The following is a 19,081-nucleotide window of genomic DNA, read 5'->3' as shown; positions in this document are numbered from 1 at the left end:
CGGCCTCATGGGCTTTTTACGAGGCCGACCGACAAGACAGGTGCCGCTGGCCAGCTCGCATATTGAGTTGCCCGGCGCGCACCGACGGTGGAGAACGCATTGATGACGGAGTTTGACTATGTCGTGGTTGGCGCGGGCGCCGCAGGTTGCGTGCTCGCCAACCGTCTTTCGCAAAGCGGGCGCCATACGGTGCTGCTCATTGAAGCAGGGCCCGAGGACCGCAGTCCCTTGATCCGGATGCCAAAGGGATTCGGAAAGCTGCTGGGCGATCCGGCTCACGCCTGGTTCATCCCCGTGCAGCCCGACGACGGCAACGGGCACCGCAATGAAATCTGGCTACGCGGCAAGATGCTCGGAGGTTCGAGCAGCATCAACGGCATGGTGTACATGCGCGGACATCCCGAGGACTACGACGGATGGAGCGAACTGGGCGTGGAGGGCTGGAGCTGGCAAAACCTGGCGCCGTGCTTCAGGCAGATCGAAGATCACGCGCTGGGCGCCGACGAACTGCGGGGATCGGGCGGCCCACTGAAAGTCTCGCCGTATGCGCAGCGCAACCGCATTGGCGACGCTGTTCTCGAGGCGTGCCGGTCGCTTGGCATTCGGCGCGTGGAGGATATCAACCGGCTCGATCACGAGGGCGTCGCTTATCTGATCTACACGATACGCAACGGGCGGCGGCAAAGCTCGGCCGAAGCGTTTCTGAAGCCCGTTCGTTCGCGCAAGAATCTCACGGTCGTTACTGCGACGCAGGCTGTGCGAATCGTTTTTGACGGCACGCGCGCAACAGGCGTGCAATGCGAAAGCGCGGGGCAGCAGATCGTCTATCGTGCACGCCGCGAACTGATTCTGTCGGCCGGAACGATCGAGTCGCCGCGGCTTTTGCAGTTGTCGGGCATTGGCGATCCCGGTCATCTGCAGTCGCTTGGCATCCCGATCGTTGCAGCGATCCCGGGTGTCGGGCTGAACATGCGCGAGCACTATCTGTATATGGTGCAGGCGCGTTTGCGGCATTGGCGCGACTCGCAGAACCGGCAGTTCAGCGGCCTGCGCTTGTGGCGCAACGCGATGCAGTATTTCCTGTTCCGCCGTGGCGTGATGTCGCTCGGCTCGTATCAGGTGGGCGGCTTCGTCAAGACTGCTCCCGACGCGAAGCGCCCCGACGTTCAACTGATGATGGCGCCGTACTCGATGGATTTCGGCGCAGCCGGCTACGCGTTCGAGAGGTTCCCTGGCATGCAGCTCTTCAGCTATCCACTGCGTCCGCGCAGTGAAGGACATGTGAGGATTCAGTCGGCGGACCCCCGTGTGCCGCCCGAAGTCGTTGCGAACTACCTTGCCGATTCGTACGACCAGCGGATGGCCGTCAGCGCATTCCGGCTCATGCGCAACGTGCTGGCCGCCGAGCCGCTAGCCAGCCTGCTGGAAGGAGAAACGCGTCCAGGTTCCGCTGTTCAGACCGACGCCGAGATCCTCGACCTCTACCGGCGCGAGGGGCAGTCCGGCTTTCACGCTTGCGGCACCTGCAAGATGGGCTCCGGTCCGCTTGCCGTGCTCGATTCGCGCTTGCGGGTGCGGGGCGTTGAAGGCCTGCGCGTGATGGATCTCTCCGTGACGCCCACGATGATCTCCGGCAACACCAATGGCCCCATGATGGCGATGGCATGGCGTGCCGCCGGCCTGATCCTCGAGGATGCACGATGAGCCATCTCGAGGACTACGGCAGGCGCTTTGCGAACATCGAATTCGAACGGCGCGATGGCGTTCTACAGGTGCGCCTGCACACGAACGGCGGCCCGCTCAAGTGGGGCGCGCTCGACGGCAGTATTCACAGCCAGCTAGGCGAGGCGTTCTATCAGATTGCACGCGACCTCGAAAATCGCGTAGTGATCCTGACGGGCACCGGCGATGCGTTCTGCGACGCCATGAACTACGCCGAGCTGCCGGCGGAACCGCTTGCGCAAATCTGGCCGCGCCTTCAGCGCGAGGGGCAGGACTTGCTCATGGAACTGCTGGACATTCCGGTTCCCGTTATCGGCGCGATCAACGGCCCGGCGCTCATTCACGCCGAGTTGCTCGTGCTCTCCGATATCGTGCTCGCGTCCAGTCACGCTGAAATCTCGGATCAGGCGCACTTCGTTCACGGCGTCGTGCCGGCGGATGGTGTGCAGATCGTCTGGCCGATGTTGGTCGGCCATAACCGCGCACGCCATTTTCTGCTCACCGGCGAGCGCATGACGGCGCAACGCGCGTGGGAGCTTGGCGTGGTCGGCGAAGTCGTCACGCGGGAAGCGCTGCTCGATCGCGCCTGGGAGATCGCCCGCAGCCTCGCGGCGAAGCCGATCGAAACCCTGCGCTATACCCGCGCGGTCTTTGCTCAGCCGTTCAAGCGGCGCATGGCCGACGAACTGGGCTACGGACTCGCGCTCGAAGGGCTCGCCGGTATTGCCGCGCAGTCTGGCAAGACCTAGCCGTCAAAGCGACATGTTCACGAATGGGAGACACGATATGGACCTGGCAGTGCATACATTAACCGAGCGAAACGCGATCGTTCAAAAGGCGCTCGACCGTGCGACGCGGGAGGGTGGCGAGATCGGCGTGCAGGTGGCGGCCTATCTCAATGGCAAACTCGTGATCGACGCATGGAGCGGCGTGGCCGATCCGGCCACCGGCCGCCTCGTTGACGGCGATACGCTCTTCAACGTCTATTCGGTGACGAAGGCAGTCGCGGCAACCGCGCTGCACATTCTGGCAGACCGCGGGCTCATCGAATACGACGCGCCGGTCGCGCGCTATTGGCCGGAGTACGGTGCGCACGGGAAAGACAAGACGACGGTACGCGATGTGCTGACTCACCGCGCCTGCGTGCCGCAGATGCCGGACGGCGTGACGCCGGAACTGATGTGCGATTGGCAATGGATGACGCGCGCCATCGCGAACCTGGAGCCGCTCGCCGAGCCGGGCACGAAGACGCTTTATCTTTCGATGACCTTCGGCTGGATCGTTGGGGAACTGGTCCGACGCGCCGACCCGAAGAAGCGCTCGCTGGGCCGCTTCGTTCAGGAGGAGATTGCGAAGCCGCTCGGTATACACGATCTCTGGATTGGCATTCCTGATGAAGTCGAGCCACGCATTGCTCGTCTTACCGATGCAATGGTGCCGGTTCCCGCGGAATACCTGCCGCCGCTGTTCTTGCGCTCGATGCCGCAGCAGGTCGCACTGACGCCGCATGTGTTCGAGCGCCCGGACGTACGGCGCGCCGAGGTGGCGGGCGTGGGCGGGATCTTCAATGCGCGTAGTGAAGCGCGTTTCTGGGCGATGCTTGCGTGCGGTGGTGAGCTGGACGGGGTGAGGATCCTTTCGAAGGAACGCGTGGCCACGCTGAATACGCCCCGCGCCAACAGCGAAGAGCCGGACCCCGTGATGTTCGGCTTTCCGATTCCGATCACGATCGGCGGCTTCTGGTTCGGCGGCAATCATCCGCCGGTGACGGCGGCGCGTTCGCCGCGCGCATTGTGTCATCCGGGGCAGGGCAATTCGATCGGCTGGGCGGACCCGGACACGGGACTCGCGGTGGCAATCTGCCACAACAAGCTGTTCAATCCGACCACGCCGGAAGAAGATCCACTGCTCCCGATCGCTGTTGCGATTCGTGAAGCGCTCGATCTGGAGTGATCACCGCAATGGTCATGGAAATCGCCCATTTGCAGCAATGGACCGGACGCACCGAGGAAGTGCGGGACCAGGTCACTCTCACGCCGATGGCGGCGCTCGGCGCCTTGCTCGACCGTGACGAACCGTCTGCTGCGGCGGGCGATGACTTGCCACCGTTGTGGCACTGGCTTTATTTTCTGCCGGTTCATCGTCAGTCGATGGTCGGGTCGGACGGTCATCCAAAGCGTGGAGGTTTCCTGCCGCCTGTCGACTTGCCGCGGCGTATGTGGGCGGGCAGTCAACTCGAGTTTCTGCGGCCGCTGAAGGCGGGAAGCGCGATTACGCGTCTTTCGCGCATCGAAAGCGTTGCGCACAAGCAGGGACGCACCGGCGACCTGGTGTTCGTCAACGTCAAGCACGAGGTTGGCGACGTGGCCGGCGTTGCGATCGTCGAACGTCAGGATATCGTTTATCGCGATCATCCGGCTGTGAGTGAAAAGCCGGCTGCGCCACAGGCCGCGCCCGCGAGCGCTCAGTGGGCGCGCGAGGTCGTTCCCGATCCCGTGCTGCTGTTTCGCTATTCGGCGCTCACCTTGAATGGTCATCGTATTCACTACGATCGGCCATACGCGACCGGCGAAGAGGGATATGAGGGGCTCGTCGTGCACGGCCCTCTGCTGGCCACGCTACTTATGGACTCGCTGAGATCGGAGCTGCCGGGCGCGCGCGTACGATCGTTTTCGTTCCGCGCGATCAAGCCGGTGGTGGACACGTCACCTTTCTACGTCTGCGGGAAGCGGGACGAATCGGACGCCGGCAAGGTGATGTTGTGGATTTCGGGTAGCGATGGGTCGTTGCGCATGGAAGCATCGGCCGTGCTCGCCTGATGTGTTGAATCCGGTCCGCCAACGTGTCTTAACTTCCGCGGCCCGGTTCTCTGAACTGGAGTTTTATGCGTTCGTTTCTTTTTGTGCCTGGGAGCAAACCCGAGCGATTCGCCAAGGCGCTCGCGGCAGGCGCCGATGCAGTGATCGTGGACCTCGAAGACGCCGTCGCTGACGCGGATAAGGCGTCAGCACGCAAACATGTTGCCGATGCCGCGCGAACATTTGTGGCTGCGCCTGTTCGCGTGCTGTTGCGCATCAATGGCGCTGGCACTCAGTGGTTCGAGGATGACCTCTCGCTTGCAGTGCTCGACGGTATCGATGGCATCGTGCTGCCCAAGGCGGAGAATTCGGCAGCGCTGTCCGCTGTCGCCACGGCAACGCAGAAGCCGATATGGCCGATCATCGAATCCGCCGAGGGCGTCTGGAACGCGTTGGAAGTGGCGCGCATGCCCGGTATCGAGCGGCTCATTTTCGGCTCGGTGGACTTCGAACTCGATCTCGATTGCGATGGTTCATGGGACGCGTTGCTGCACGCGCGTTCGCGCATCGTGCTGGCCTCGCGTGTAGCCGGAATTCAGTCTCCGGTGGATGGCGTAACCGTGGCGATCAATGACGAACGGCAACTTGCGGAGGACTCATCGAAGGCAAGATCGCTGGGTTTCGGCGGCAAGCTGTGCATTCATCCACGCCAGGTTGAAGCGGTCAATGTCGCGTTCAGCCCGAGCGCAGATGAAATTGCCAAGGCGCGGCGAATCGTCGAGGCGTACGAGCGCGCTGAAGGCGGGGCAGTGTCCGTGGATGGACGGATGGTGGACTTGCCGGTCTTGCTCAAGGCAAGACGCATAGTCGGTTTGTCCGAAAAGACCGAAAGCGTGCGCGGTTCGGCAGAAGCGTAAGGAGAACTGCGGGGCGCCCGCGCCGCCACCGCATGATGTGGCGCGGGCATGGTCCGATTGAATTTACACCGGATCCCACGGCGTCAGCGCCATGGAGGGCACGTTCGGGAAGAAGCTCGATTCGAACGCCGGCATGACCTGCTCGGCAATCGCTTCGGGCGTCCAGCCGCCGTCGCGATGCAGCGAGCGGATCATGCGGATCTGGTTGAAGAAGTAGATTTCGTTGGCGCGCACACCGAAGATCTGCCCCGAAACCTTGGTGGCCTGGTCGGAGGCAAGGTACACGGCGAGCGGCGCAATCTTGCGCGATTCCATGCGCTTGAGAATCTCGACGCGTGCCTTTTGCTCGGGCGTTTCCGAGGGAATCGAGGCAGTCATCGCAGTCCATGCCCACGGCGCGATGCAGTTAGAGCGCACGTTGAATTTGGCCATGTCGAGCGCGATCGACTTCGACAGACCGACGACACCCATCTTGGCGGCCGAGTAGTTGGCTTGCCCGATATTGCCGATCAGACCCGACGTGGAGGTCATATGAACGAAGCTGCCGCCGTTTTGGGCCTTGAAGTGCGGAGCCGCAGCACGCGCCACGAAAAACGACCCGTTCAGGTGGACGTCGACCACGGCCTTCCACTCGTCGAGGCTCATGTTGAAGAACATGCGGTCGCGCACGATGCCGGCGTTGTTGACCACACAGTCGATGCGGCCGAACGTGTCCAGCGCGGCCTGCACGATCTTCTGCGCCGAATCCCATTCGGCGACGCTGTCCATCGAGGCAACCGCTTGTCCGCCGGCCTCCTTGATTTCCGCGACAACGCGCTGTGCGGCGAATTCGCCGGTTTCGGCGTTACGACCGAGGTCGTTGACGACGACCTTGGCGCCGTTCGCCGCGAATTGCAGCGCGAAGTCGCGCCCGATGCCGGCACCCGCACCCGTTACCACTACCACCTTGTCCTTGACGAAATCGCTCACTCTTGTCTCCGTTCGATACAGGCGTTGATGTAGAAAAGCTCGCCTCGGTATAATAGCAAAACTGAACGACGTTGCATAATATGAACGCTGACCCATTGACGCGGAGTGTGGCGATTCATCCATTCGAAGACGACGAAATGAAAGGAGACGCAAGATGAATCATACGAAAGACTGGACCGTACCGGACCATGTTCCGCGAGAACTCGTGGTCGATTTCGACTATATGAACCCGCCTGGCGCGCAAGACGATGTTCATCTGGCATGGAAGTCGCTGCACGCGGGGCCCGACATCGTATGGTCACCTTACTATGGCGGCCACTGGATCGCCACGCGAGGCGAAGATATCGAGGCGATGCAGAAGGACCATACGCGCTTCTCGCATCAAAGCGTCAACATTCCGCCGCTCAACGAGTCGCGGCTGGTGCCGCTCGAACTCGACCCGCCTGAGCACACTGCGTACCGCAACCTGATCACGCCCGCTTTTCTTCCGCAGGCAATCGCGTCGCTCGAGAGCGACGTGCGCAGCCTCGCAATCGAGTTGATCGAAAAGCTCGCTCCGCGAGGCGAATGCGAGTTCGTCTCGGAGTTTTCGAAGATCCTGCCGATCGTGATTTTCCTGCGTCTCGCAGACCTTCCGTTGAGCGATCGCGAGCAACTGCTCGAATGGGCGGAGTGGGCCGTACGCGGCAATCTCGACGAACGCATCGAATCCCAGCACCGTCTTGGCGGCTATATCGCCACGTGGGTGGAAAAGCGCAAGGCCCAGGCGGGTGGCGATCTGGTCAGCCTGATCGTCAACGCGCAGATCGATGGCAAGCCGATCAGCCCCGAGCGCATGTTCGGGATGTTTATCGTCGTCCTGTTCGGCGGTCTGGATACCGTCGCCTCGTTGATGGGTTTCATCGCGCGTTTCCTCGCCGAGAATCCGGCGCACCGGCGGCAGCTCATCGAGAATCCGGAACTGATGGTGTCGTCGGTCGACGAATTGATCCGGCGCTTTGGCGTGGCGAATACCGCGCGACTCATCACTCAGGACATGGAATACAAAGGCGTCCAGTTCAAAAAGGGTGACCAGATCCAGTTGCCGAACTCTCTGTTCGGCCTCGACGACCGCAAGTTCAGCAACCCGCTTGCCGTCGACCTCACGCGCAAGCCGGTGATGCACGCGGCTTTCGGCAACGGACCGCATCGCTGCCCGGGCTCGTTTCTCGCGCGCACGGAGATCAAGGTGTTCCTGCAGGAATGGCTCAAACGCATTCCCGATTTCCGCATTCGCGAGGGCGACAAGCCACGATGCGGCTCAGGCTCGGTCAACGGCATGCTTTATCTGCCGCTCGCCTGGGACGTAGCGCCCTGACACAACCGCACCTCAACGACTCATAGACGATCATGAAAAAGTGGCAATGCATTTTTTGCGGGTTTTACTACGACGAAGCAGTGGGACTTCCGGCGGAGGGCATCGCGCCCGGTACCCGCTGGGAAGACATCCCGGATGACTGGGCATGCCCCGAGTGCGGCGCGACCAGGGCCGACTTCGTGATGGTCGAGGTGGAGGCCTGAGGGTTAGGGCACGCGCACGGCACCAGGCCGTGCGCTGCGTCGCCCAGTGTCAAACGCGCTCGAAGACGGCGGCGATACCCTGGCCGCCGCCGATGCACATGGTCTCGAGCGCATAACGCCCCTTTCGACGCGTCAGTTCGTGCAGGAGCGTCGTCATGATCCGCACGCCCGTTGCGCCAATCGGGTGGCCGAGCGATATGCCGGAGCCGTTCACGTTGAGCCGGTCGGTATCGTGCCAGTTCCAGCCTTTGAGGACTGCCAGCACCTGGCATGCGAACGCTTCGTTCACTTCGACGAGATCCATCTGATCGAGCGAGAGGCCCGTGCGCGCCATGAGCTTCTGGACCGCAGGCACGGGTCCGATCCCCATACGCGAAGGCTCGCAGCCGGCGGCGGCCCAGCCGGTCAGCCAGGCGATGGGTTCGAGCCCGAGCGCTTCGAGACGGTCTTCCGCGACGACGAGGCAGGCGGCCGCGGCGTCATTCTGCTGGCTGGAATTGCCGGCGGTCACCGTGCCGCCCGGCATCAAAGCGCGAAGCTTGCCGAGACTTTCCATGCTGGCGTCCTCCCGGAATCCTTCGTCCCTGGAGAAAAGGAGCGGCTCGCCCTTCTTCTGGGGCACGCTGACCGCAACGACTTCCTCGGCCATGCGGCCCGACTCCCACGCCGCCGCCGCGCGCTGGTGGCTGCGTAACGCGAATTCGTCGGCGGCCTCGCGGCTGATGCCATAGTCGGTGGCGAGATTTTCCGCCGTCTCGATCATGCCGGAGATATAGCCGAAGCGAGATTCGGGCTGCGAGCGCTCGCGGCCGCGTGCGAGACGGTCGTGAAACTGAACGGAGCCCGAACGGGCGCCCCAGCGCATGTCCGTGCTGTAGTACTCGATGTTGCTCATGCTTTCCACGCCGCCGGCCAGCACCACGTCGGCGGCGCCAGTCTGCACCATCATCGCTGCGGTGGCGAGCGCCTGCAGGCCGCCGCCGCAGCGGCGGTCCAGTTGCATGCCCGGCACTTCGACGGGCAGGCCCGCCTGCAGCGCGATCCAGCGGCCCACGCAGGGCGTTTCGCTGCTCGCATACGATTGCGCGAACACGACGTCGTCGATGCGAGCGGGATCGAGTCTCGCTCGCCGGATCGTTTCGTTCGCAACGAGTGCGCCGAGTTCTTCGACGGAGACACCGCGCAGGCTACCGCCAAAGGTGCCGACGGGCGTTCGTACGGGGGACACAATTGCTGCGCGTTTCATGGGACAGTTCCTTGCAGGGTTTCGAGTTTCTGATTCGGGCCCGATGGCAATCAGGCGACGAGCGTCGCACTTCCGGACCGATTGGACGGCGGGGCGCCGGCCATCTGGTCGAGAGCGCCACGATGTTCCGGATGCGCGATCGCAAGCATGCGTTCGCGCCGTTGCCGCAACGTTAGTCCGCGCAGATCGGCAACGCCATATTCCGTCACCACGATTCCGGCATCGCTGCGCGGCGTGCTGACCGGCCCGGTCAACGACGCGACAATGCGGGTGGCGCCCTTGCCAGCCGTGGAGGGCAGTGCGATGACGGGAACGCCGCCACGAGAGCGTCGCGCGCCGCGCAGGAAGTCCAGCGCGCCGCCCACCGCGCCCACGTACACGCCCCCCGCGATTTCGGCGTTGATCTGCCCGCTCAGATCGACTTCGACCGCGGAGTTGACGGCGACGAAGCGATCGATGCTCGCGAGCACATGCGGGTCGTGCGTGTAGCGGGTCGAACGAAACTCGATGGCGTCGTTGCGGTGCGCGAACTCGTGAATGCGGCGGCCGCCCATCATCACGCCGGCGATGGTCTTGCCCATGTCGATGGATTTGCGCGTATTGTTGATCACGCCGCTTTGCATGAGGTCGGCGACTTTGTCTCCGATCGCGCCGGAATGAATGCCGAGGTTTCGACGATCGGAGAGGCACGCAAGGATCGCCTCTGGAATCGCGCCGAGACCGAGTTGAATCGTGGCGCCGTCTTCGATCAAACTTGCCGTGTACCGCGCGATCGCCAGATCCGTTGCGCTTGCTGCGCTGGGCGAACTTTCGGGAAGAGCGCGCGACGTCGGCAGGATGAAGTCGATCTCATCGTCGCGAAGGTAGCGCTCGCCGTACGTCCAGGGGGCCTGCTCATTCACCTCTGCGACGACGACGCGCGCGTGCTTCAGTGCCGGAATCAGATACTCGTGCGCAATGGAGAGGCTGTAGCGACCCAGTGAATCGGGCGGCGCCAGCTGCAGCAGCAAGACGTCGATGGGAAACTGGCCCGACTCCATCATCTGCGGAAACTGCGAGTAGTGGCACGGAAGAATATCGAGTGCGCCAGCCTTGGCCAAAGCGCGGTTGGCGCCTGTGCCGCAGTACGAAACAAAATCGATGCAGTCAGCGTGCTCTGGCCGGCACGTGTCGAAACGACTAGCGCCCAGAAAAATCCGAAACGCGCCGATGCCGTGCCGTTGCTCTAGCAACTTTCTCGTGAGCGGGAGGGGCTCCGCGTTCGATTGACCCCACGCGACGGTATCTCCTGGACGAACGATGGATGCGAAGTCGACGGAGTCCGCCTCTAGCAGTAAAGGCATGATGTTGTTCGCGTCAGTGCGTAGTTTGAGTCATTGGCGCAACGGCATAGGTGTCGTCGTGCTGCCCACGCACGGCGCCCGACGCGATGACTTCCGCGATCCGCTCTTCGCTGTATCCGATGCTGCGCAGCACGTCTTCCGTATGCTGGCCAAGGCGCGCAACGGCGAGCGGCGGCGCTGCAGGCTCCATGCGGAAATGAATCGGGCTTGCAACGTGTTTGCGTCCGGACGGATCGCTTTGAATCATCGCGCGCTCATGCGCATGCGGATGGTCGAGCGCTTCGGCGAGCGAGAGCACCGGCGCGACGCTGATGTTTCGGCCCTCGAACCAGTCGAGCCATTCATCGAGAGTGCGGGTCAGGAAGGTACGCGTCAGGAATGCGCGCACCCGCGTCTGACCGTCGCCGGCCGGACCGATGGCGTCGCCGACCAGATCCGGGCGGCCGAGTGGCGTAAGCAGGTTAGTGGCAAAACTGCGCTCCCGGCCGCCGAGGCAAAGCCATTTCGAATCGGCGGTCTCATAGCTGCTGAGCAGTGCGAGTCCGCTGTCGTCGTCTGGCGTTTCCTGAGGTGAAACGTCCGGCGTGTTGAGCAAGCGGCCACTCAGGTATGGCTGCGCCGTGAGCGCCGCATCGAAGAGCGAGACGTCGATATAGTCGCCGCGCCCGGTTTCCCGCGCGCGCAGGAGTGCCATCAACACAGCGGCCAACGCCGTCAACGAACCGGCGAGCGCCGCGAGCGACGGCCCCGTGGTAACGGGCCTCCCGCGGCTATCGCGCGGCAGCGTGCCCGCGAGCGCTTGAATCACCGGATCATGGGCGGGCAGTTGAGAGAGCGGGCCATTCTGTCCAAATGCGGTCATCGCGCAATAAACGAGTCGCGGGTTCGTCCGGCTCACCGTGTCGTAGTCGATCCCAAGGCGGGCGGCCACTCCCGGTCGTGACGATTCGATCACCACGTCGGCCTCGTTCATCAGCTTGAGCGCCGCCTCGCGTCCGTCGGGATGCTTCAGGTCGAGGGCGATGCTGCGCTTGCCGCGGTTGATTGCGGCGTAGAACGCGCCATCCGTGCCCGGCGCGCCGCGTGTGGGGTCGCCGGTGACCGGTTCGATCTTGATGACCTGCGCCCCGTGTTCCGCGAGATTGGCGGCGAGGAACGGACCCGGCATGAACTGTGACAGGTCCACGACGCGAAGACCGGTGAGTTTCATGCGAGAGCGGCTCCGAAGCCGAGCTGGCGTTGCGCGATCGCGGCAGCCTCCTTCACGATGCGTTCGATCAGTTCCGCACAAGTCGGCAGGTCGTGGATGAGACCGGTCACGATCCCGGCGGGGAACGCGCCGCCTTCGACTTCTCCCGTGCCGAATGCGTCCATCCAACGCTTGGCTCCGGTCAGCGCGTAGAGGTCGGCATGCGTCACGTGCCCGCTGCGCTCGAGTTCGAGCGCGGCGAGGCTCACGCTATTCTTGATCACACGGCTTGAATCGCCGAGCGAGCGGCCGACCACCACCGTATCGCGCTCCGTCGCTTCCAGCAGACGTTGCTTGATCGCCGGGTGGACCTGCGATTCTTGCGTGAGCATGAAGCGCGTGCCCATATTGATGCCGTCCGCACCGAGCGCCAGAGCCGCCATCAGACCGCGCCCATCGGCGAAACCACCGGAGGCGAGAATCGGCACCTTCAGCTTGTCGGCGGCGGCGGGAATCAGGATCAGTCCCGGGATATCGTCTTCACCGGGGTGCCCCGCACATTCGAACCCGTCGATGCTGATGGCGTCTGCGCCGAGCGATTCGGCCTTCACCGCGTGGCGGACCGTGACGCACTTGTGGACGACCTTGACGCCCTGCGCCTTGAATTCGGCGATGTATTTCGCGGGATTGCTACCTGCCGTTTCCACGACCTTGACACCCTGCGAAACGATGGTGCGCACATACGCGTCATAGTCGAGACCGGCATTCGCGCCGAGTACGGTCAGATTCACACCGAACGGCTTGTCCGTGAGCGAACGCACTTTGTCGATTTCACGCGCGAGCGCGTCGGCGCTTGCATGCGTATGCGCGGAGATGAACCCAAGACCGCCCGCGTTACCTACGGCCGCTGCCAGTTCGGCGCGCGCCACCCACCGCATGCCGCCTTGAATGATGGGGTATTGGATGCCGAGTAATTCAGTAATGCGGTTGACGTAGGGTTTCATCACGTGCCTGTAGTCTGGGGAGGGAGTGTGGGTGCCAGAGGAGGGCGCTGGATGCGCGCGGCCTGGCGTGCTCGGTTAGCCAAGGCAGAATTGGCTCTCGTTTCTCAGCGATTCAACAATCGCGGAACTGCGGCTTGCGTTTTTCGGCGAAGGCCGCCATGCCTTCCTTGCGGTCTTGGGTGGCGAAGGTCGAATAGGCCATGCGCCGCTCGAACAGGATGCCTTCGGCGAGGCTCGATTCGTAAGCACGGTTGACGCACTCTTTCGCCATCGCCACGACCGGTTGCGAGAATCGGGCGATTTCGTCGGCTGTTTTCAGCGCTTCGCCGACGAGCGTATCGACAGGAACGATACGGCTCACGAGCCCGCATCGTTCGGCTTCGACAGCGTCCATCTTGCGGCCGGTGAGAATCATCTCCATCGCCTTCGATTTGCCGAGCACCCGCGTGAGGCGCTGCGTGCCGCCGGCGCCGGGAATGGTTGCGAGCGTGATTTCGGGCAGGGCGAAACGCGCGTTGTCGGCGGCCAGAATGAAGTCGCACATCATGGCCAGCTCGCAGCCTCCGCCCAACGCGAGACCGGCGACGGCGGCGATGACCGGTTTACGGCAACGCGAGGTGCGCTCCCAGTTCGAAGTGATGAACTGGTTCTTGTAGACGTCCATGTACGTCCATTCGCCCATCATCTTGATGTCGGCTCCGGCGGCGAATGCTTTTTCACTGCCGGTGAGCACGATCGCGCCGATGGCAGGATCGGCCTCGAGGCCGTCGAGTGCGGCCGTCAGCTCGTCCATCAACTGGTTGTTCAGCGCGTTATAGGCATGCGGACGGTTCAGCTTGATCAAGCCGGTCTTGCCGTGAATTTCGACGATGATCGTCTCGTAGGCCATGGTCTTTCCTTGCGGGAATCAGGGTGAACACTTAAGCCAGCATCGGTATCTGCCCGGCCTTGCTTGTATTGGCTGTGGCACCCCGTGCAGACTGCGTCAGGTCGTGCCGCGCGTTGCCAAATTTGTGAACGACGTTTATGATTCTGAATGTGTGACCCGGCTTTGTCAATTGAGCCAATGGTCAGATTCGCTAATGGAAAACACCGCGAGGAGACAGTGCATGACGACTCGTCACGAGGACGGACAGATTCGCGTTGAACAACGCGGGAACCTGCTTTTGATAGGCATCGACCGGCCGGAAAAGCGCAACGGCTTTACCCCGAAGATGTTCAGGGAACTGGCCGCCGCTTACACGCGGCTGGAGAACAGCAGCGATCTGTTCTGCGGTCTGGTCTATGCCGAAGGCGACCACTTTACGGCGGGGCTCGACATGCCGAAGATCGCGCCGCTGCGCCGTGAGGGCAAACCCTTGCTTCCGGAGGGCGAGGTCGATCCGTTCAATTTGCGCGCGCCGCTGCGCACCAAGCCGGTCGTCATCGCTCTCAAGGGAATCTGCTTTACGGTCGCTGTCGAATTGATGCTCGCATCGGAAGTGGCCGTGGCCGCCGATAACTGCCGTTTCTCCCAACTTGAAGTGAAGCGGGGGATCATGGCAGGTTGTGGTGCGACGTTCCGCATGGTCCAGCGTGCCGGCTGGGGCAACGCGATGAAGGTGCTGCTCACCGGCGACGAGTTCACTGCCGAGGAGGCGCGCCGCATGAACTTCGTTCAGGACGTCGTGCCGGCGGGCCAGGAATTCGACCGCGCGCTGGCTATCGCAGAGCGAATCGCCGCGCAGGCGCCGCTCGCCGTGCAGGCCACGATGCAGAACGCGCGTGTTTCACTGGGGCAAGGCTGGCAGGATGCCTACGCGACGATTCAGTCGACGCAGCAGTTTCTCTACAACACGGAAGATGCAAAGGAAGGCGTTCAGTCCTTCATCGAAAAACGTACGGCGAAGTTCGTCGGACGCTGAGGCATGGCTTGCGGCGCGGCGGGTATGAATTCAAGGGGACAGTTTGATATGACAAAAGGCGCGTTGACGGGAGTTCGCGTACTCGACCTGAGCCGTATTCTCGCGGGGCCCTGGGGGGCGCAGATGCTGGCGGATCTCGGCGCGGAGGTCATCAAGGTCGAGCGTCCGGGCAAAGGGGACGATTCGCGGCAGTTCGGCCCGCCGTTTCTCATGGATCGGGAGGGCAAGGTTACGCGCGAATCGACGTTCTTTATCAGCGCGAACCGTGGCAAGAAGTCGATCACGTGCGATATTTCGACGCCCGACGGGCAGACGCTGATCCGCTCGCTGGCTGCGCATTGCGACGTGCTGCTCGAGAACTATAAGGTTGGCGACCTGAAACGCTACGGGCTCGACTACGAGAGCCTCAAACCCGTCAATCCTCGCTTGATCTACTGCTCGATAACGGGGTTCGGACAAACCGGGCCGTACAGTCCCCGCCCCGGATATGACTCGATTTTCCAGGCGATGGGCGGTCTGATGAGCGTCACGGGCAACGGCGACGACGTGCCAGGCGGCGGACCGATGAAAACCGGGCCCAGTCTCGCGGACATCCTTTGTGGACAGTACGCGGCGTCCGCGATCATCGCCGCGCTCTATCATCGCGACGCGGCGCAAGGCGGCAGTGGGGACGGGCAGTACATCGACCTGGCGCTGCTGGACGCGATGATCGCCGCCACCTCGCACTATGCGAGCCAGTACCTCGTTTCGGGGCAGGTTCCGGTCCGGCGCGGTACGGAGGGAAACGGCGGCATGCCGTCGCGCATGTTCCGCTGTGCCGATCGCGACATCATGATCGTTGCGGGCAACAACGAACAATACGCGCGGATGTGCCAGGTCCTCGGGCATCCCGAACTCGCCAGCGACCCGCGATTCAGCGAGATTGCACTGCGAGTGAAGAATCGCCGCGCGCTCGGCGAAGTGTTCGAACCGCTGATCGCCGAATGGCAAAGCGATGAACTGCTGGCGGCTCTCGACGCGGCTGGGGTGCCGGCGGGGCCGATCAACAATCTGGAACAAGTGTTCGCCGATCCCCATGTGCAGGCGCGTGCGATGTGTGTTGAAGTCGCGCATCCGCTCACCGACGAGGCGGTCCGTATGGTTGCCAATCCGGTGAAGATGTCGGGCACGCCGATCGATTCGTACGGAGCGCCGCCGATGCTCGGGCAGCACACGGACGCCGTGCTGCACGATGTGCTGGGTATGTCGCAGTCCGATATCGATACCTTGCGCGAAAAGAAGGTAATTTAGAAAGCACGATCTTGCGAAGCGCAGCCCTTCGGGGCTGCGCTCTATTGCGGACTATCCATATCAATCAGGACAACGAATGTCACTGTCGTTGCGAGACATTCGAGGATGGTTGCGGGGTTGCGCGAACCCTCGGCGGCCAACTGGCTTGCTTCGTATCACGCTTTTGCAATCATGGGTTCTTTGATGCACATTGCAATACCCGCACAAACCGGGCGAACGAAACCCGCGTGGCCGCGACGCCGGAGACACGAGCGGTTCATCGCGTGGCACATGACGTACGAGAGGATCGCGCCGGAAGAGCCCACCAGCGACCCCGCGATGATCAGCATGGCGTTGTTCAGCGAGAAGCCGTGAACGTGCTGCTCGCGGAAGCCAAGGTGCCGTACGACATGGTGTTCGAAATGGAGGACATCAACAACGAGTTCGGCCAGACCGACGTGGTGCTGGTGCTCGGCGCGAACGACGTGGTGAACCCGGCGGCGAAGAACGATCCGAAGTCGCCGATCGCGGGCATGCCGATCATCGAGGCGTACAAGGCGCGCACGATCATCGTGAACAAGCGCTCGATGGCGGCCGGCTACGCGGGCCTCGACAACGAACTCTTCTACATGGATAAAACCATGATGGTGTTCGGCGACGCGAAGAAGGTGATCGAGGAGATGGTGAAGGCGGTGGAGTAAGCGGTAGCTAAAGGACGAATCATGACGACTGAGAATAGCAATAGCGGTATCGCAGGCACAACCGAGGTCGAAGTCGGGTATCTCGAAGCGGGCGGCGATGCTTCAACTCATTCAAGCCTGCATCAACGATCGGACGCTGCCCACGGCGGTCGAAAGTCACCCCGGTGGGCATGGGCGGTCTGCCGCAGCGAATACGACTGGATGGACGTGCACTTGCCGTTCTTCACATCGGAATGGTACTGATTGCTTTCTTGAAAAGCGGCATCGAGATCGCAATTTCCACAGGCCGATTCGGTCTGTCGTGGTGAGCGTCCTCTTCGCCGTCGCCCAAATCCGTTCATCGCTTTACGGCTTCGGGTGAGTCTCGACGTCGCGGTGCCCCCGTTGAAAATCGCCTGACACAACGGCGCAAAAAAAAACCTTGGCTCGGTGTCCCGCAGCCAAGGTCAAACTCCACACGCTCTCGCGAAGTGTGCCGGAGGAGAAATATGTGACCACTTTCGATCGTTTTGGTAGGCGTCTCGTGCGAACTCGCCGTCGGATCGAGGTATCTCAGTTAATGCAACTGTTAGTTCAATTAAATTCTCTGCGCCGCTGAGAAATGCAACTTCTCGTTTCATATATTGCAACTGTGTTCAAAAAGACGCACTAAAGCATTGACTGTCCGCCGTCCACACTGATAGTCTGCCCGGTTATGAAATTAGCGTCGTCACTACACAGAAATGCAACTGTTCGTCCAATATCGAGCTCAGGATCGCCGAAGCGGCCAAGAGCGATTTCACCGAGATAGCGCGTGCGTTCCTGGGGATTGGCCTCGAGATAGGCTTCAGCGGCTGGCGTGAGCGCTGCCGGGCAAATGACATTGACGGTGATGCCATAGGCACCCCATTCGCGCGCGGCAACACGTGAAAGTCCACGAATGCCCTCCTTGGTTGCGGCGTACGCGCCGAATCCCTTGAGCCCTTCGATGCCTGTGCGCGAGCCGAAGTTGACGATGGTGCCGCGGCCCTGTGCCTTCATGTGCGGCAATACGGCCTGCATGAAATACAGCGTGCCGTACAAGCCAGACTCGAGTGTGTCGCTCCAGTCGTCGTCGGTAACGGACTCGAGCGGCACACCCGGGCTGCTGCTTTGTGCGTTGTCAATAAGCGCGTCCACGCGTCCGAAACGCTCAATGGCAAGTTCGACCGTGCGCACGGCGTCGGCTCGATTGCGCGTGTTACCAGGCACGACGAGCACTTGCGAGCCGAGGGCACTCAATTCGTCAGCAGCGTGCTTGAGTTTGCTCTCCGTGCGGCCAGTCAGCACCAGACTCGCGCCCTGGGTGGCAAGCGCGCGGGCAATGCCGAGTCCAACGCCTTGCCCGCCTCCGGTCACGATGACGACCTTTTCTGCCAGTTTTTTCGTGTGCATGTGTGATCCAGAAGTGAAGTTTGATGCTGCAGTTCGACGCGCGAACGTGCCGCGTGGATGGTCCGGAAAGCGTTGCTCCTGCATTGCAATTTTATGAACGCCGTTCAACTATATCTCAACCTGAATGCGGAGGCGCCCTGGCGTATTCCCGAATTCAGGCGGTGCAAAAGTGTGCCAAATTGTGATCGTTGTAAAACTATGTGAATAGTTCCCGTATAATCGATACAGTCAATTCATGGGGAAAATCATGTTGAAAGAGACCTCAGCGCCGGCGGACCGGGATGTCAGCGGGCCGCGCTCGCTGACCCGACTCCTCGGAATTTTCGATGTGCTGGCGAAGTCTCCGGAAGGGATGTCGCTGGCAGAACTGAATGTTGCCCTCGAGTCGCCGAAGAGCAGCCTGCTCAATCTGCTGAGGCCTCTCGTGGCGGAAGGGTTTTTGATGCACGACGCAGGCCGCTATCGCCTGGGGCCTTCGATCTTCCGCTTGTCCGCCGGCGTGATGGCCGCGTGGAATTTCTCGAAGATGCTGCGCCCGTTCCTGGTGGATCTCTCGAAGAGCACCAATGAAACCGTTTATATCGGCGTCCTTGATCACGAGCACAAGGAGATCACCTATGTCGATGTGATCGAGAGCGAACAATCCGTGCGCTATTCGATGCACATCGGATTGCGCCGTCCGCTCTATTGCACGGCCGCGGGGCGCGTGCTGCTGGCTCATGCGCCGGAGGCTTTCGTCACCGACTACATGAAGACGGTCAAGTTCGAGCGCCGTACGCCGCAAACGGTCGCGACGAAGAAGGCGCTGCGTGACGAACTCGATCACATCCTCGAAACCGGTTTGTCGGTGAGCCGCGGCGAATTGCTGCCGGACTCCGCGGGTGTGTCGTCACCGATCTTCGGGCCGAACGGTAACGTGATTGCGGCGATGGCGATTGGTGCGCCGCTCGAGCGTTTCGATCGCGAACGCCCGCAGCTCGAGCAGAACATGATCAGGGTGGCGCAGCGTGCGTCTGCATTGGGTCAAGCCGAAGATGAGTGACCGG

Annotated in this window: 18 protein-coding genes and 1 pseudogene; 11 read left to right on the top strand and 8 right to left on the bottom strand. The window is 62.1% G+C overall.

What is annotated here, in order from left to right:
- Positions 1–102 precede the first annotated feature (102 nt).
- The 5 genes from AB4Y36_RS32495 to AB4Y36_RS32475 all read left to right on the top strand — a co-directional run bounded on the left by AB4Y36_RS32495 (position 103) and on the right by AB4Y36_RS32475 (position 5,437).
- Entirely contained in the window at positions 103–1,704 is a 1,602-nt protein-coding gene (locus tag AB4Y36_RS32495) for a GMC family oxidoreductase (protein WP_368685182.1), read from the top strand.
- Positions 1,701–2,471, top strand: a complete 771-nt coding sequence (locus AB4Y36_RS32490) for an enoyl-CoA hydratase/isomerase family protein (protein WP_368685181.1) — start codon at positions 1,701–1,703, stop codon at positions 2,469–2,471. The genes AB4Y36_RS32495 and AB4Y36_RS32490 overlap by 4 nt, the downstream gene beginning before the upstream one ends.
- Before the next feature lie 49 nt (positions 2,472–2,520).
- The gene (locus AB4Y36_RS32485; RefSeq protein ID WP_368602300.1) at positions 2,521–3,675 is read left to right on the top strand and encodes a serine hydrolase domain-containing protein; all 1,155 of its coding nucleotides are present in this window, start codon (positions 2,521–2,523) and stop codon (positions 3,673–3,675) included.
- A gap of 8 nt (positions 3,676–3,683) precedes the next feature.
- Positions 3,684–4,541 (top strand): MaoC family dehydratase N-terminal domain-containing protein, encoded by an 858-nt coding sequence (locus AB4Y36_RS32480; protein WP_368685180.1) that lies wholly within the window; start codon positions 3,684–3,686, stop codon positions 4,539–4,541.
- A gap of 65 nt (positions 4,542–4,606) precedes the next feature.
- Positions 4,607–5,437, top strand: coding sequence for a CoA ester lyase (locus AB4Y36_RS32475; protein ID WP_368685179.1), 831 nt, complete (start codon positions 4,607–4,609; stop codon positions 5,435–5,437).
- Between the two features lie 63 nt (positions 5,438–5,500).
- On the opposite strand, the gene AB4Y36_RS32470 is transcribed toward AB4Y36_RS32475, so the two are convergent.
- Positions 5,501–6,406, bottom strand: coding sequence for an SDR family NAD(P)-dependent oxidoreductase (locus AB4Y36_RS32470; protein WP_069268787.1), 906 nt, complete (start codon positions 6,404–6,406; stop codon positions 5,501–5,503).
- A gap of 154 nt (positions 6,407–6,560) precedes the next feature.
- Here AB4Y36_RS32470 and AB4Y36_RS32465 point away from each other — a divergent pair, with 154 nt between their 5' ends.
- Both AB4Y36_RS32465 and AB4Y36_RS32460 read left to right on the top strand, forming a co-directional pair.
- Complete coding sequence (locus tag AB4Y36_RS32465) at positions 6,561–7,763, top strand: cytochrome P450 (RefSeq protein WP_368602303.1); 1,203 nt, start codon at positions 6,561–6,563, stop codon at positions 7,761–7,763.
- A 32-nt stretch (positions 7,764–7,795) separates the two neighbouring features.
- Positions 7,796–7,966: a rubredoxin gene (locus AB4Y36_RS32460; RefSeq protein WP_069268785.1), complete on the top strand. Its 171-nt coding sequence runs from the start codon at positions 7,796–7,798 to the stop codon at positions 7,964–7,966.
- 49 nt (positions 7,967–8,015) lie between these two features.
- Here AB4Y36_RS32460 and AB4Y36_RS32455 read toward each other — a convergent pair whose 3' ends face one another.
- The 5 genes from AB4Y36_RS32455 to AB4Y36_RS32435 all read right to left on the bottom strand — a co-directional run bounded on the left by AB4Y36_RS32455 (position 8,016) and on the right by AB4Y36_RS32435 (position 13,637).
- The gene (locus AB4Y36_RS32455) at positions 8,016–9,212 is read right to left on the bottom strand and encodes an acetyl-CoA C-acetyltransferase (RefSeq protein ID WP_368685178.1); all 1,197 of its coding nucleotides are present in this window, start codon (positions 9,210–9,212) and stop codon (positions 8,016–8,018) included.
- A gap of 50 nt (positions 9,213–9,262) precedes the next feature.
- On the bottom strand, positions 9,263–10,555 hold the full coding sequence (locus AB4Y36_RS32450; RefSeq protein ID WP_368685177.1) for an acetyl-CoA hydrolase/transferase family protein: 1,293 nt from the start codon (positions 10,553–10,555) through the stop codon (positions 9,263–9,265).
- 13 nt (positions 10,556–10,568) lie between these two features.
- A complete protein-coding gene (locus AB4Y36_RS32445) occupies positions 10,569–11,765 on the bottom strand; it encodes a CaiB/BaiF CoA transferase family protein (protein WP_368685176.1) in 1,197 nt (398 codons plus the stop codon).
- A complete protein-coding gene (locus AB4Y36_RS32440; protein WP_069268781.1) occupies positions 11,762–12,748 on the bottom strand; it encodes a nitronate monooxygenase family protein in 987 nt (328 codons plus the stop codon). Before AB4Y36_RS32440 ends, AB4Y36_RS32445 begins: the two co-directional genes overlap by 4 nt.
- 112 nt (positions 12,749–12,860) lie before the next feature.
- Entirely contained in the window at positions 12,861–13,637 is a 777-nt protein-coding gene (locus tag AB4Y36_RS32435) for an enoyl-CoA hydratase (RefSeq protein WP_069268780.1), read from the bottom strand.
- 220 nt (positions 13,638–13,857) lie between these two features.
- On the opposite strand from AB4Y36_RS32435, the gene AB4Y36_RS32430 reads away from it, so the two are divergent.
- Complete coding sequence (locus tag AB4Y36_RS32430) at positions 13,858–14,652, top strand: crotonase/enoyl-CoA hydratase family protein (protein ID WP_069268779.1); 795 nt, start codon at positions 13,858–13,860, stop codon at positions 14,650–14,652.
- 48 nt (positions 14,653–14,700) lie between these two features.
- Positions 14,701–15,942 (top strand): CaiB/BaiF CoA transferase family protein, encoded by a 1,242-nt coding sequence (locus AB4Y36_RS32425; protein WP_368685175.1) that lies wholly within the window; start codon positions 14,701–14,703, stop codon positions 15,940–15,942.
- Positions 15,943–16,097: 155 nt separating this feature from the next.
- Here the strand turns inward: AB4Y36_RS32425 and AB4Y36_RS32420 are convergent, their stop codons facing one another.
- Complete coding sequence (locus AB4Y36_RS32420; RefSeq protein WP_368685174.1) at positions 16,098–16,271, bottom strand: NAD(P)(+) transhydrogenase (Re/Si-specific) subunit beta; 174 nt, start codon at positions 16,269–16,271, stop codon at positions 16,098–16,100.
- Between AB4Y36_RS32420 and AB4Y36_RS32415 the strand changes: the two are divergent.
- Positions 16,194–16,622, top strand: a pseudogene (locus tag AB4Y36_RS32415) (NAD(P)(+) transhydrogenase (Re/Si-specific) subunit beta); the annotation flags it as partial. The gene AB4Y36_RS32420 and the pseudogene AB4Y36_RS32415 sit on opposite strands and share 78 nt — an antisense overlap.
- Positions 16,623–17,270: 648 nt before the next feature.
- On the opposite strand, the gene AB4Y36_RS32410 reads toward AB4Y36_RS32415, so the two are convergent.
- A complete protein-coding gene (locus AB4Y36_RS32410) occupies positions 17,271–18,143 on the bottom strand; it encodes an SDR family NAD(P)-dependent oxidoreductase (protein WP_368602308.1) in 873 nt (290 codons plus the stop codon).
- A 127-nt stretch (positions 18,144–18,270) separates the two neighbouring features.
- Between AB4Y36_RS32410 and AB4Y36_RS32405 the strand changes: the two genes are divergently transcribed.
- Positions 18,271–19,077 carry an IclR family transcriptional regulator gene (locus AB4Y36_RS32405; RefSeq protein ID WP_368602309.1) on the top strand — a complete coding sequence of 269 codons (807 nt, stop codon included), beginning with the start codon at positions 18,271–18,273 and terminating at the stop codon, positions 19,075–19,077.
- Positions 19,078–19,081: the final 4 nt, after the last annotated feature.

It is taken from the genome of Paraburkholderia sp. BR10936 (genome assembly GCF_040965735.1).
Lineage (GTDB): Bacteria > Pseudomonadota > Gammaproteobacteria > Burkholderiales > Burkholderiaceae > Paraburkholderia > Paraburkholderia nodosa_A.
Note: the sequence above shows the minus strand (reverse complement) of the source record. Positions and strands in the feature narration are given on the sequence as shown.

Excerpts from the sequence above, each read along its gene's own strand:
- AB4Y36_RS32405 (WP_368602309.1), top strand. The coding sequence starts at position 18,271 with ATGGGGAAAATCATGTTGAAAGAGACCTCAGCGCCGGCGGACCGGGAT.
- AB4Y36_RS32450 (WP_368685177.1), bottom strand. The coding sequence starts at position 10,555 with ATGCCTTTACTGCTAGAGGCGGACTCCGTCGACTTCGCATCCATCGTT.
- AB4Y36_RS32420 (WP_368685174.1), bottom strand. The coding sequence starts at position 16,271 with ATGCTGATCATCGCGGGGTCGCTGGTGGGCTCTTCCGGCGCGATCCTC.
- AB4Y36_RS32425 (WP_368685175.1), top strand. The coding sequence starts at position 14,701 with ATGACAAAAGGCGCGTTGACGGGAGTTCGCGTACTCGACCTGAGCCGT.
- AB4Y36_RS32445 (WP_368685176.1), bottom strand. The coding sequence starts at position 11,765 with ATGAAACTCACCGGTCTTCGCGTCGTGGACCTGTCACAGTTCATGCCG.
- AB4Y36_RS32435 (WP_069268780.1), bottom strand. The coding sequence starts at position 13,637 with ATGGCCTACGAGACGATCATCGTCGAAATTCACGGCAAGACCGGCTTG.
- AB4Y36_RS32460 (WP_069268785.1), top strand. The coding sequence starts at position 7,796 with ATGAAAAAGTGGCAATGCATTTTTTGCGGGTTTTACTACGACGAAGCA.
- AB4Y36_RS32475 (WP_368685179.1), top strand. The coding sequence starts at position 4,607 with ATGCGTTCGTTTCTTTTTGTGCCTGGGAGCAAACCCGAGCGATTCGCC.
- AB4Y36_RS32490 (WP_368685181.1), top strand. The coding sequence starts at position 1,701 with ATGAGCCATCTCGAGGACTACGGCAGGCGCTTTGCGAACATCGAATTC.
- AB4Y36_RS32465 (WP_368602303.1), top strand. The coding sequence starts at position 6,561 with ATGAATCATACGAAAGACTGGACCGTACCGGACCATGTTCCGCGAGAA.
- AB4Y36_RS32440 (WP_069268781.1), bottom strand. The coding sequence starts at position 12,748 with ATGAAACCCTACGTCAACCGCATTACTGAATTACTCGGCATCCAATAC.
- AB4Y36_RS32430 (WP_069268779.1), top strand. The coding sequence starts at position 13,858 with ATGACGACTCGTCACGAGGACGGACAGATTCGCGTTGAACAACGCGGG.
- AB4Y36_RS32480 (WP_368685180.1), top strand. The coding sequence starts at position 3,684 with ATGGTCATGGAAATCGCCCATTTGCAGCAATGGACCGGACGCACCGAG.
- AB4Y36_RS32495 (WP_368685182.1), top strand. The coding sequence starts at position 103 with ATGACGGAGTTTGACTATGTCGTGGTTGGCGCGGGCGCCGCAGGTTGC.
- AB4Y36_RS32455 (WP_368685178.1), bottom strand. The coding sequence starts at position 9,212 with ATGAAACGCGCAGCAATTGTGTCCCCCGTACGAACGCCCGTCGGCACC.